The sequence below is a fragment of the Burkholderia sp. AU44665 genome (assembly GCF_030504405.1).
Taxonomy (GTDB): Bacteria; Pseudomonadota; Gammaproteobacteria; order Burkholderiales; family Burkholderiaceae; genus Burkholderia; species Burkholderia semiarida.
This window is the reverse complement of sequence record NZ_JAUJRI010000001.1, coordinates 735,036-747,538: the sequence shown is the minus strand read 5'-3', so window position 1 is coordinate 747,538 and position 12,503 is coordinate 735,036. Positions and strand designations below refer to the sequence as shown.

Sequence of the window (12,503 nt, the reverse complement as noted above, 5' to 3'; positions counted from 1 at the left end):
AACCGGGCGCGACGGGCACGGGCGCTCGCGCGGTCAGCCCGCAGCGAGCCGCGCGACCCGGCGCCGCAGTTCGGGCACGACCTCGGCGTCGAACCACGGATGGTGCTTGAACCACGCCTGGTTGCGCGGCGACGGATGCGGCAGCGGCAGGAGGGCGGGGCCGTAGTCGCGCCAGGCCTGCACGGTGTCGGTCAGCGTCGCCTTGCGCGTGTCGCGCAGGAAATGCCGCTGCGCGTACTGGCCGATCAGCAGCGTGAGCCGGATCGACGGCAGTTCGGCCAGCAGCCGGTCGATCCACAGTCGCGCGCATTCGGGGCGCGGCGGGTTGTCGCCGCTCGCGCCGCGGCCCGGGTAGCAGAAGCCCATCGGCACGATCGCGAAGCGTGTCTCGTCGTAGAAGGTGTCGGTGTCGACGCCGAGCCAGTCGCGCAGCCGCGTGCCGCTCGCGTCGTCCCACGGGATGCCGCTCGCATGGACGCGCGCGCCCGGCGCCTGCCCGACGATCAGGATGCGTGCGTCGCGATGAGCGCGCACGACCGGGCGCGGGCCGAGCGGCAGGTCGGCCTCGCATGCACGGCACGCGCGGATTTCGGTGAGCAGCACGTCGAGCGGCGTGCGCGTGGGTTTCGGCATCGATTCGGAGCGGGGACGGAGTAGCAACGCGGTGTCGGCCGCGCGGCACGGGCAGGCAGCGGCCGGACGGCCGGCCCGGCGTGGAGCGGCCCGGGCGGGCGAGCCGCCCGCCTCGTGCGTCCGGCTTCGGACCTCACGCTCGCGACGGGCCTGCCGCGCCTTCGGCGACCGCAGCATCATACAACGCGGTCTGCGCGATCGCCGCGGCGATACGCGCGTCGTCGTGCGAACCGTCGAGCATGCCCCAGCGCCGGTATTGCGACAGGAACCACACGCCTTCGCGCGGATCGGGCCGGTTCACCGTGCCGCCGTCGTGGAAGCGGATCGGCAGCGGCGGCGTGGCGAACGGCCCCGCGCCGTAGTCGCCGAGCAGGCGCGGCGCGATCAGCCGGGCCGGCACGCCGAGCGCGTCGGGCGACGCGAGCCAGTCGGCCGCCTCGCGGCGGTGCGCGGCGCTGTCGAGCCACGCGCATGCATCGACGAGCGTGCGGACCAGTGCGCGCGCGGTGGCCGGATACAGCGCGACGAAGTCGCGCCGGGTCGCGAGCACCTTCTCCGGATGATCGGGCCAGATCTCGCTCGTGACGGCGACGGTGCGGCCCGCGCCGCATGCTTCGGCCACCGCGTGCCACGGCTCGCCCGCGCAGAAGCCGTCGAGCTCGCCGCCCGCGAGCGCCGCGACCATCTCGGGCGGGGGAATCACGACGCTGCGCACGTCGCGCAGCGGATCGATGCCGTGCGACGCGAGCCACGCGTTCAGCCACATCGCATGCGTGCCGGTCGGGAAAGTCTGAGCAAGCAGCGGCTTGCGGCCGAGCGTCGCGAACGCGGTGCGCACGCTGGCGGTTTCGCGGTAAGCGTCGGCGAGGCCGCGCGACAGCGTGATCGCCTGGCCGTTGCGGTTCAGCACCATCAGCGCGGCCATGTCGGCCTGCGGGCCGCCGATGCCGAGCTGCAGCCCGCAGACGAGCCCGTACAGCGCATGCGCGGCGTCGAGCTCGCCGCTGAGCAGCTTGTCGCGCACGGCCGCCCACGACGGCTGGCGACTCAATTCGAGCGTGAGGCCATGGCGCGCGCCGAGGTTCAGGCGCTGCGCGACGATCAGCGGGGCCGCGTCGCTGAGCGCGACGAACCCGAGGCGAAGATGCGCGCGTTCCGGCGCGGCGGGAGGTGAGGTATTCATGGCACTCATGACTGGGGTGACGCGTCGAGCAGTTGTCGCGCGACGTCGACGATGCGCAGGCCCTGATCCATCGCGCGCTTGCGCAGCGCCGCATACGCATCGTGTTCGGACAGCTTGCGCTGGTCCATCAGCACGCGTTTCGCGCGGTCGATCAGCTTGCGCTCCTCGAGTTCGCGCTCGACGTCGGCCAGCCGGCGGCGCAGCGCATCGTCGTGCGAGAAGCGCGCGAGCGCGACTTCCAGAATCGGCGCGAGACGCTCGGCCGACAACCCTTCGACGAGATACGCGCTGACGCCCGCGCCGACCGCCGCGCGGATCAGTGCCTGGTCGGCGTCGTGACTGAACATCAGCACGGGGCGCGGGGCGGTCGCATGCATGACCGCGAGTTGCTCGAGCGTATCGCGCGACGGCGAATCGGTATCGATGATCACGACGTCGGGACGTTGCTCCTCGACGGCCGCCGGCAGGCGCGCGGGCGTCGCGACGTCGTTCAGCATCTCGTAGCCGAGGCGCGCGAGCGCGTCGCCGAGTTCGCCGATCGGCTTGTCGGTATCGGTGACGAGCAGCACGCGCAGGCGGGCGGGCGGGGCGGACGAACTCATGAGGCGGGCAACAGGAGCAGTGACGCGTCGGCGCAAGGGGCGAACGATGCATGCCGGCCGCGCGCGCGGCCGGTGTTGAACGGAACGGGGAGCGGCCGAAGCCGCGCGATGCCGTGCATGTCAGGCGGCCCGCGCAAGGGCCGCGCCGGCTGCCGCGTCCGCACCTTGCGCGGCCGCTTCGCCGATCGCGCCGCCGACGAGGATCACGGCCGGGCTGCCGAGCCGCGCGGCTTCGACGCCGCGCGCGAGGGTGCCGAGCGTGCCGGTCCAGCGGCGTTCGTCGGGCGTGCCGGCCCATTGCACGGCCGCCGCCGGCGTCGACGCGGGGAGCGCGGCGAGCAGGCCTGCCGCGATCCGGTCGACGCGGCTCATCCCCATGTAGATCGCGAGCGTGGTGCCGGTGGCCGCGAGCCGTGCCCAGTCGGGTTCACCGTGGTCCTGGCGGTGCGCGGTAACGAACGTGACGCCCTGGCAGTGCTCGCGGTGCGTGAGCGAGATGCCGAGGCTCGCGGCGGCGGCGAAGCCCGACGAGATGCCGTTGACGATCTCGACCGGAATCGCGGCCGCGCGCAGTGTCGCGAGCTCTTCGCCGGCGCGCCCGAACAGCAGCGCGTCGCCGCCTTTCACGCGCACCACGTGCGCGCCGCGCAGCGCGTAGCGGCGCATCAGTTTCTCGATGAACGCCTGCGGCGTGGAGCGGCAGCCGCCGCGCTTGCCCACGCGGATCACGCGCGCGTGCGGCGCGAGTTCGACGATGCCGGGCGCGACGAGATCGTCGAGCAGCAGCACGTCGGCGGCGGCCAGCGCCTTGACCGCCTTCAGCGTGAGGAGATCGGGATCGCCGGGCCCGGCGCCCAGCAGCGTGACTTTGCCTGTCGTCATGTCGTGTTCCTGTGCCGCATCGCATCGCTGCGGCGGTCTGATGTCGCGTTGTTGCTCGGCGGCGGCGGGCGGTCGAAACGCACCGGCATCCGGCCGTGCCTTGCACGGAGGGGACGCCGTTGTCCTGACGGGCCCGCCGTGAACGGGGGGCCGGGTTTGCGGGGACTGCCCACCGGCGCCGTTGCCGGTGTGACGAAGATTCAGCAATATCCGGGCCAGCCGGCGCGACGACGCGGCCTTTGCGCGGCGCGGCGCACCGTGCGATGGCCGCGGGCATGCATGCGCTCGCTGCGCGCGAGCAGTCGCCATGCCGCATCGGCGTGCATCGTGCCCCGTCAGCGCGCACCGCGTCCCGCACGGCGACAGTGCTGCAGCGCACCACATCTGTGCCTCGGTGCATCGCGACGGAGAGCGCGCCGCACGCCGCGGTGACGCGCCCGATGCCCGGTGCGCCTTGTGCGGCGGGGCTCGCGGCGCGATTGACGCCGACATGGCACGTCGCTTGCGTAAGCTGGTTCGGGCGGATCAACGGCGATTCGCTTGCAGCACCGAATACCGACGCGCCCGGCAACGGGCTTCATGGGCAACGGCGTCCTACGCATCGGGTCTCGACGAGACCGGTGCGCAGGACGCCGTTTTTCGTTTGGCGGATGACATGACCGACAAAGCTACCCGTATCGATCTCTTCAGCCTCCGCACCGCGCCGATGCGCGCGTTCCACCTGACGTGGATGGCGTTCTTCGTATGCTTCTTCGCGTGGTTCGCATGCGCGCCGCTGATGCCGCTGATCGCACGCGAATTCCATCTCACGGCGGCGCAAGTCGCCAACATCAACATCGCCGCGGTGGCCGCGACGATCGCCGTGCGGCTGCTGGTCGGCCCGCTGTGCGACCGCTTCGGCCCGCGCCGCGTGTATGCCGGGCTGCTGCTGCTCGGCGCGATTCCCGTGTTCGCCGTGTCGTTCACGCACGATTACCTGTGGTTCCTGATCTGCCGGCTCGGCATCGGTGCGATCGGCGCGGGCTTCGTGATCACGCAGTACCACACGTCGGTGATGTTCGCGCCGAACGTGGTCGGCACCGCGAACGCGACGACGGCCGGCTGGGGCAATGCCGGCGCGGGCGCGACGCAGGCGCTGATGCCGCTGCTGGTCGCCGCCGGCCTGATGCTCGGCTTCGGCGAGGATTCGTCGTGGCGCGTCGCGCTGATCGTGCCGGGCGTGGCGATGCTCGTGATGGCCTGGGCGTACTGGCGCTTCACGCAGGACTGCCCGCAAGGCGATTTCGTCGAGCTGCGCAAGGAAGGCGTGACGGTCGACAGCGGCAAGAAGGGCGGCTGGGCGAGCTTCTTCGCCGCGTGCGGCAACTATCGCGTGTGGATGCTGTTCGTCACGTACGGCGCGTGCTTCGGCGTCGAGGTGTTCATCCACAACATCGCCGCGCTGTACTACGTCGATCACTTCAGCCTGTCGCTGAAGGACGCGGGCCTCGCGGCCGGCATGTTCGGGCTGCTCGCGCTGTTCGCCCGCGCGCTCGGCGGCTGGCTGTCCGACAAGATCGCGGCGCGCCGCAGCCTCGACGTGCGGGCGGCGCTGCTGTGCGCGCTGATCGTCGGCGAAGGGCTCGGGCTGATCTGGTTCTCGCATGCGCAAAGCGTCGGCATCGCACTCGTCGCGATGCTGACCTTCGGCCTCTTCACGCACATGGCCTGCGGCGCGACCTACGCGCTGGTGCCGTTCATCGACCGCAAGGCGCTCGGCGGCGTCGCGGGGATCGTCGGCGCGGGCGGCAACGTCGGCGCGGTGGCCGCGGCTTTCCTGCTGAAGGGCGTCGGCGACGTGCAGCACACGCTGAGCCTGCTCGGCCTCGCCGTCACCGCGACCGCGCTCTGCGCGATGGCCGTGCGCTTCAGCGAAGAACACAAGGCGCGCGAAGCCGAGCTGCGCGATCGCGCGCTGGCCGCCGCCGCCAACGCCGCGAACTGATCGACCGAAGGAACCGTCATCATGAAACTCATCGTCATCGGCCACGGCATGGTCGGCCACAAGCTCCTCGAATGCGTCGCGGCGCAAGCCGGCACGGCGGGCGCGCCGCACGTGACCGTGCTCGGCGAGGAGCCGCGCGCGGCCTACGATCGCGTGCACCTGTCCGAATTCTTCGCGGGCAAGTCGGCGGACGACCTGTCGCTCGTCGAACCCGGCTTCTTCGAGCGCCATCCGCGGTTCGACCTGCGCCTGAACGCGCAAGTCGCGTCGATCGACCGCGCCGCGCATACCGTCACGCTCGCGTCGGGCGAAACGCTCGCGTACGACAAGCTGGTGCTCGCCACCGGCTCGCGTCCGTTCGTGCCGCCGGTGCCGGGCCGCGATCGCGCGGGCTGCTTCGTGTACCGGACGATCGAGGATCTCGAAGCGATGCAGGCGTGCGGCGCGCAGGCCCGGCGCGGCGTCGTGATCGGCGGCGGGCTGCTCGGCCTCGAATGCGCGAAGGCGCTGCGCGACATGGGGCTCGACACGCACGTCGTCGAATTCGCGCCGCGGCTGATGGCCGTGCAGGTCGACGACGGCGGCGGCCGGATGCTGCGTGCGAAGATCGAGGCGCTCGGCGTGACCGTGCATACCGGCAAGAACACGCTCGAGATCGTCGACGGCGACGAAGGCGCGCACCGGATGGTGTTCGCCGACGGCTCGCATCTCGACACCGACATGATCGTGTTCTCGGCCGGCATCCGGCCGCGCGACGAACTGGCCCGCGCATGCGGGCTCGAGATCGGCCCGCGCGGCGGCGTCGCGATCGACGACGCGTGCCGCACGAGCGACGCCGACATCTACGCGATCGGCGAATGCGCGGCGTGGAACGGCACGGTGTACGGCCTCGTCGCGCCCGGCTACGACATGGCGCGCGTGGTCGCGAAACAGCTCGCGGGCGACGCCGCCGAAGCGGCGGACGCCGCGTTCGCCGGCGCCGACATGAGCACGAAGCTGAAGCTGATGGGCGTCGACGTCGCGAGCATCGGCGACGCGCACGGCACGACGGCCGGCAGCCGCACCTACCAGTACGCGGACGAGCGCCGCCAGGTCTACAAGAAGCTCGTGGTGTCCGACTGCGGCAAGTTCCTGCACGGCGCGGTGATGGTCGGCGACGCGGCCGAGTACGGCACGCTGCTGCAGATGATGCTGAACCGCATCGAGCTGCCCGAGTCGCCGGAATTCCTGATCCTGCCGTCGTCGGACGGCGCGGCGAAGCCGGCGCTCGGCGTCGACGCGCTGCCGGAAGGTGCGCAGATCTGCTCGTGCAACAACGTGTCGAAGTCGCAGATCTGCGCGGCCGTGGCCGACGGCGCGACGAGCCTCGGCGCGCTGAAGACGTGCACGGGCGCCGGCACGTCGTGCGGCGGCTGCGTGCCGCTCGTCACGCAGATCATGAAGGCCGAGATGAAGAAGCAGGGCCTCGCGGTCAACAACCATCTGTGCGAGCACTTTCCGTATTCGCGGCAGGAGCTGTTCCACCTGATCCGCGTCGAGCGCATCACGACGTTCGACGCACTGCTCGCCAGGCACGGCCGCGGGCTCGGCTGCGACGTGTGCAAGCCGGCCGTCGCGGGCATCCTGGCGTCGTGCTTCAACGAGTTCGTGCTGAAGAAGGAGCACGCGGGCCTGCAGGATTCGAACGACTACTACCTCGCGAACATCCAGCGCGACGGCACGTACTCGGTCGTGCCGCGCATGCCGGGCGGCGAGGTCACGCCGGAAGGGCTGATCGCGGTCGGCCAGGTCGCGAAAAAATACGGCCTGTACACGAAGATCACGGGCGGCCAGCGCGTCGACCTGTTCGGTGCGCGCGTCGAGCAGTTGCCGTCGATCTGGGAGGAACTGATCGCGGCCGGCTTCGAATCGGGGCACGCGTACGGCAAGGCGCTGCGCACCGTGAAGTCGTGCGTCGGGTCGACGTGGTGCCGCTACGGCGTCGACGATTCGGTCGGCCTCGCGATCGACCTGGAGAATCGCTACAAGGGGCTGCGCGCGCCGCACAAGATCAAGTTCGGCGTGTCCGGCTGCACGCGCGAGTGCGCGGAAGCGCAGGGCAAGGACGTCGGCATCATCGCGACCGAGAAGGGCTGGAACCTGTACGTGTGCGGCAACGGCGGGATGAAGCCGCGCCACGCGGAACTGCTCGCGTCCGACCTCGATCGCGCGACGCTGATCCGCTACATCGACCGCTTCCTGATGTTCTACGTGCGCACGGCCGACCGTCTGCAGCGCACCAGCGTGTGGCGCGACAACCTCGAAGGCGGCCTCGACTACCTGATCGACGTCGTCGTGCACGACAAGCTCGCGATCGCGGCCGAGCTCGAGGCCGACATGCAGCACGTGGTCGACACCTACGAGTGCGAATGGAAGCGGGCCGTCACCGATCCGGACACGCGCAAGCGCTTCCGCCACTTCGTGAACAGCGACGCGCCGGACACGACCATCGAATTCGTCGAGACGCGCGGCCAGATCCGGCCCGCGACGCCCGCCGAGCGCGCGGGCGGCAAGCCCGTGGCGATTCCGGTCGTCGCCGAGCCGGCGACCGTCTGACCCCGACCGACATCCGTAACCGAGCAAGGAGCCCATCATGAACGACCGTCTTCCGCTGTCCTGGACCCGCGTGTGTCCGCTCGACGACATCGTGCCGAACACCGGCGTGTGCGCGCTCGTCAACGGCGAGCAGGTCGCGGTGTTTCACGTCGCGCATCCCGACGGCGGCGTGTTCGCGATCGACAACGTCGATCCCGTGTCGCAGGCCGCCGTGATGTCGCGCGGGCTGATCGGCAGCCTCGGCGAACGCGTCGTGGTCGCGTCGCCGCTGTACAAGCAGCACTTCGACCTGCGTACCGGCGAATGCCTGGAAGCGCCCGAGCAGTCGGTGAGCGCGTATCCGTCGCGGGTCGAGGACGGTTTCGTGTGGGTCGCGGCCTGAGCCCGCCGGAGCACGCATGACCGCCACCCCCGTCAAGAGCGTGTGCCCGTACTGCGGCGTCGGCTGCGGGATGGTGCTGCACGTCGAGGACGGCGAAGTCGTCAAGGTATCCGGCGACGCCGACCATCCGACCAACTTCGGGCGGCTGTGCACGAAGGGTTCGTCGGCGCACGTCGCGCTGCGCCGTTCGGGCCGGCTCGACCGTGCGTTCGTGCGCCGCGCGCGCGAGGACGACCTCGTGCCGCTGCCGGCGCGCGACGCGATCGCCGAGACCGCGCGCCGCCTGCGCGCGGTGCTCGACGCGCATGGGCCCGATGCGCTGTCGTTCTACGTGTCGGGGCAGATGTCGATCGAGGCGCAGTATCTCGTCAACAAGCTCGCGAAGGGCTTCGTCGGCACCAACAACATCGAGTCGAACTCGCGCCTGTGCATGGCGAGCGCGAGCACCGGCTACAAGCAGTCGCTCGGCGCGGACGGCCCGCCCGGGTCGTACGACGATTTCGATCGCGCGAACCTGTTCTTCGTGATCGGCGCGAACATGGCCGACTGTCACCCGATCCTGTTCCTGCGGATGATGGATCGCGTGAAGGCCGGCGCGAAGCTCGTCGTCGTCGATCCGCGCCGCACCGGCACGGCCGACAAGGCCGACCTGTTCCTGCAGATCCGGCCCGGCACCGATCTCGCGCTGATCAACGGGCTCCTGCACCTGCTGCATGCGAACGGGCGCACCGACGCCGCGTTCATCGACGCATACACCGAAGGCTGGGACGCGATGCCCGCGTTCCTCGCCGACTACACGCCCGAGCGCGTCGCTGCGATCACGGGGCTTGCCGAGGCCGACATCCGCACGGCCGCGCAATGGATCGGCGACGCGCAGGAATGGATGAGCTGCTGGACGATGGGGCTCAACCAGAGCACGCACGGCGTGTGGAACACCAACGCGATCTGCAACCTGCACCTCGCGACCGGCAAGATCTGCCGCCCGGGCAGCGGGCCGTTCTCGCTGACCGGCCAGCCGAACGCGATGGGCGGGCGCGAGATGGGCTACATGGGCGCGGGGCTGCCGGGCCAGCGCTCGGTGGCGTCCGACGACGACCGCCGCTTCGTCGAGAACCTGTGGCGCGTGCCGGCCGGCACGCTGCGCAAGGACACCGGCAACGGTACGGTCGACCTGTTCGAGCGGATGGCGGCCGGCGACATCAAGGCATGCTGGATCGTCTGCACGAACCCGGTCGCGACCGTGCCGAACCGGCGCAACGTGATCGCCGGGCTGCAGGCGGCGGAGCTCGTGATCGCGCAGGACGCGTTCCTCGATACCGAGACCAACCGCTATGCGGACATCCTGCTGCCCGGCGCGCTGTGGGCCGAGGGTGACGGCGTGATGATCAACTCCGAGCGCAACATGACGCTGATGCGCGCGGCGGTCGCGCCGCCCGGCGATGCGCTGCCGGACTGGCGCATCGTCGCGGAAGTCGCGCGCGCGATGGGCTTTGGCGACGCGTTCGACTATGCGTCGGCGGCCGACGTGTTCGACGAGATCGTCCGTTTCTCGAATCCGGCGACCGGCTACGACCTGCGCGGCGCGAGCCATGCGGCGCTGCGCGACGGGCCCGTGCAATGGCCGGTCGCGCCGGGCACCGCGCGCGAGCGGCACCCGATCCGTTACCTGAACGACGGTGTGAGCCAGACGCCGCGCGCGGCGGCCGACGGCCGCGCCGCGCCGCGCCTCGCGTTCCCGACGCCGTCGGGCAAGGCGCGCTTTTTCGCGCGACCGCACGTCGATCCGGCCGAACTGCCCGACGGCACGTTCCCGATCGTGCTGAACACCGGGCGATTGCAGCATCAGTGGCACACGATGACGAAGACGGGCAAGGTCGCGATGCTGAACAAGCTCAACCCGCGTCCATTCGTCGAACTGCACCCGGACGATGCGCGCGCGCTCGGCATCGCCGCGAAGGACAGCGTCGAGATCCGTTCGGCGCGCGGCCGCGCGGTGTTGCCGGCCGTCGTGACCGAGCGCGTGCGGCGCGGCAACTGCTTCGCGCCGATGCACTGGAACGACGTGTACGGCGACGACCTGTGCATCAACGCGGTGACGAACGACGCGATCGACCCGGAATCGCAGCAACCCGAACTGAAATACTGCGCGGTCGCGCTCACGCGCGTCGACACGGACGCGTTCGCGTCGGCCGACGACGACACGGCGCGCGTCGACGCAGGCGCGGACGATGCACCGCCCGCGCCTGCGATCTCGCCGATCACGGCTTCACAGGAATTCGACATGGCAGACATCGACACTTTCGCGGCCGCGCTCGGCGTCGCCGATCTCGCGCCGCCGCCGCTGACCGACGCCGAGCGGCTGTACGTGGCCGGCCTCGTCGGCGGGCTGAAGGCGAGCGTCGGCCGTCGCGACGGCGGCGTGCCCGTGCTGCCGGCCGGCGCGCCGTTGACGCCGCCCGTGCGGTTCTGGCTCGACGGGATGCTCGCCGGCCTGTTCAGCCGCGCGCTGCCTGCCGGCGCGCAGAGCGCGGCGGCGCCCGCGCTGCCGGCCGACGCCGCCGCGGCCGGCGGCGTGCGCATCGTGCGCCCGCGCCCGAAGGTCACGTTGTTGTGGGCGTCGCAGACCGGCAACATCGAATCGCTGACCGAGGATTACGCGACGAAGCTGATGAACGCCGGCTTCGAGATCCGCACGGCGTGCATGTCCGACTATCCGGTCGCGTCGCTCGCCGGTGCGCAATACGTGCTGCTGATGACGAGCACGTTCGGCGACGGCGATGCGCCCGACAACGGCAGCGAATTCTGGGACGCGTTGCAGGCCGGCGGCGCCGCTCGCCTCGACGGCGTGCATTTCGCGGTGCTCGCGTTCGGCGACCGCAACTACGACCAGTTCTGCGGCCACGGCCGCCGGCTCGACGCGCGCCTCGCGGAACTCGGCGCGGCGCGCCTGTGCGCGCGGGTCGATTGCGACGTCGAATTCCAGCACGATGCCGATCAGTGGCTCGAACGCGTCGTCGCGCGCATCAAGGAGGCCGATGCCGCGCTGCACGCGGTGCCGTCCGGCGGGATGAGTCCGTCGGGGCTGGTGCCGACGAAGGCGCATCCGGCGCCGTCGAAGCTCGTCGCGAACCTGCGGCTGAACCGCCCGGGCGCCGCGAAGGACACGCGCTACGTATCGCTGTCGACCCAGGGCGCGAATCTCGAATACGAAACCGGCGACGCGCTCGGCGTATGGCCGACCAACTGCCCCGAACTGGTCGACGAACTGCTGTCCGTCACCGCGCTGAAGGCCGATGCGCCGGTGTCGGTGCCGGGCGTCGGCGACATCCGGCTCGGCGATGCGCTCGCGCGCCACTTCGACATCACGCGCCCGCATCCGGACACGCTGGCCTTCATCGCGTCGCGCAGCGCGAACGGCGCGCTGAAGTCGCTGCTCGGTGACGATCGCAAGAGCGACCTGAAGCAATGGTTGTGGGGGCAACAGCTTGCGGACGTGCTGCACGAATACCCGGTCGAACTGTCGGGCGCGGAGCTGGTCGGCATGCTCAAGCGCATGCAGCCGCGCCTCTATTCGATCGCGTCGAGCCCGAGCGCGCACGCGGGCGAGATTCACCTGACCGTGTCGGCCGTGCGCTATCACAACGGCCGGCGTGCGCGCAAAGGCGTCGCGTCGACGTTCCTCGCCGATCGCGCGGACGACGGCCGCGTGCCCGTGTTCGTGCAGAAGTCCGCGCATTTCCGGCCGCCGGTGAACGGCGACGTGCCGATCGTGATGGTCGGCCCGGGCACCGGCGTCGCGCCGTTCCGCGGCTTCCTGCACGAGCGGCGGGCGCGCGGCGCGCGCGGGCGCAACTGGCTGTTCTTCGGCGAGCAGCATGCGCGGACCGATTTCTACTACGGCGACGAGCTGAGCGAGATGCACGAAAGCGGCTTCCTGACGCGGCTCGATCTCGCGTTTTCGCGCGACCAGGCCGACAAGGTCTACGTGCAGGACCGGATGCGCGAGCAGGGCGCCGAGCTGTTCGCATGGCTGGAGGAGGGCGCGCACTTCTACGTGTGCGGCGACGCCGCGCGCATGGCCAAGGACGTCGATACGGCGCTGAAGGCGATCGTCGCCGAGCATGGCGGCATGTCGGACGAAGCCGCGAACGATTACGTCGCGCGGCTTTCGAAGGCGCGGCGCTACATGCGCGACGTGTACTGAATCGCGCGAGCGGCGGGCGGGAGGGCCGCCGCTTCTCC

General features: G+C 70.8%; 8 protein-coding genes. 4 read left to right on the top strand and 4 right to left on the bottom strand.

The window, feature by feature from the left end:
- Positions 1–33: 33 nt before the first annotated feature.
- The 4 genes from QZM15_RS03310 to cobA form a co-directional block, all read right to left on the bottom strand.
- The gene (locus QZM15_RS03310; RefSeq protein ID WP_302105800.1) at positions 34–633 is read right to left on the bottom strand and encodes a uracil-DNA glycosylase family protein; all 600 of its coding nucleotides are present in this window, start codon (positions 631–633) and stop codon (positions 34–36) included.
- Between the two features lie 133 nt (positions 634–766).
- Complete coding sequence (locus QZM15_RS03305; RefSeq protein ID WP_059585044.1) at positions 767–1,816, bottom strand: CmpA/NrtA family ABC transporter substrate-binding protein; 1,050 nt, start codon at positions 1,814–1,816, stop codon at positions 767–769.
- Positions 1,817–1,821: 5 nt separating this feature from the next.
- Positions 1,822–2,418: an ANTAR domain-containing response regulator gene (locus QZM15_RS03300; RefSeq protein ID WP_124657819.1), complete on the bottom strand. Its 597-nt coding sequence runs from the start codon at positions 2,416–2,418 to the stop codon at positions 1,822–1,824.
- Between the two features lie 120 nt (positions 2,419–2,538).
- Positions 2,539–3,300 carry a uroporphyrinogen-III C-methyltransferase gene (gene cobA, locus QZM15_RS03295; RefSeq protein ID WP_302105799.1) on the bottom strand — a complete coding sequence of 254 codons (762 nt, stop codon included), beginning with the start codon at positions 3,298–3,300 and terminating at the stop codon, positions 2,539–2,541.
- Positions 3,301–3,955: 655 nt separating this feature from the next.
- Between cobA and QZM15_RS03290 the strand changes: the two genes are divergently transcribed.
- The 4 genes from QZM15_RS03290 to QZM15_RS03275 are packed head-to-tail and all read left to right on the top strand — an operon-like array spanning position 3,956 to position 12,465.
- On the top strand, positions 3,956–5,284 hold the full coding sequence (locus tag QZM15_RS03290; RefSeq protein ID WP_302105798.1) for an MFS transporter: 1,329 nt from the start codon (positions 3,956–3,958) through the stop codon (positions 5,282–5,284).
- Between the two features lie 21 nt (positions 5,285–5,305).
- The gene (nirB, locus tag QZM15_RS03285; RefSeq protein ID WP_302105797.1) at positions 5,306–7,879 is read left to right on the top strand and encodes a nitrite reductase large subunit NirB; all 2,574 of its coding nucleotides are present in this window, start codon (positions 5,306–5,308) and stop codon (positions 7,877–7,879) included.
- A 37-nt stretch (positions 7,880–7,916) separates the two neighbouring features.
- On the top strand, positions 7,917–8,261 hold the full coding sequence (gene nirD / locus QZM15_RS03280) for a nitrite reductase small subunit NirD (protein WP_059585049.1): 345 nt from the start codon (positions 7,917–7,919) through the stop codon (positions 8,259–8,261).
- 16 nt (positions 8,262–8,277) lie between these two features.
- Positions 8,278–12,465, top strand: a complete 4,188-nt coding sequence (locus QZM15_RS03275; protein WP_302105796.1) for a bifunctional nitrate reductase/sulfite reductase flavoprotein subunit alpha — start codon at positions 8,278–8,280, stop codon at positions 12,463–12,465.
- The last annotated feature ends 38 nt before the right edge of the window (positions 12,466–12,503 follow it).

Bases quoted from the DNA above. Each gene is read 5' to 3' on its own strand.
- QZM15_RS03310 (WP_302105800.1), bottom strand. From the start codon at position 633: ATGCCGAAACCCACGCGCACGCCGCTCGACGTGCTGCTCACCGAAATC.
- QZM15_RS03305 (WP_059585044.1), bottom strand. From the start codon at position 1,816: ATGAATACCTCACCTCCCGCCGCGCCGGAACGCGCGCATCTTCGCCTC.
- QZM15_RS03300 (WP_124657819.1), bottom strand. From the start codon at position 2,418: ATGAGTTCGTCCGCCCCGCCCGCCCGCCTGCGCGTGCTGCTCGTCACC.
- cobA (WP_302105799.1), bottom strand. From the start codon at position 3,300: ATGACGACAGGCAAAGTCACGCTGCTGGGCGCCGGGCCCGGCGATCCC.
- QZM15_RS03290 (WP_302105798.1), top strand. From the start codon at position 3,956: ATGACCGACAAAGCTACCCGTATCGATCTCTTCAGCCTCCGCACCGCG.
- nirB (WP_302105797.1), top strand. From the start codon at position 5,306: ATGAAACTCATCGTCATCGGCCACGGCATGGTCGGCCACAAGCTCCTC.
- nirD (WP_059585049.1), top strand. From the start codon at position 7,917: ATGAACGACCGTCTTCCGCTGTCCTGGACCCGCGTGTGTCCGCTCGAC.
- QZM15_RS03275 (WP_302105796.1), top strand. From the start codon at position 8,278: ATGACCGCCACCCCCGTCAAGAGCGTGTGCCCGTACTGCGGCGTCGGC.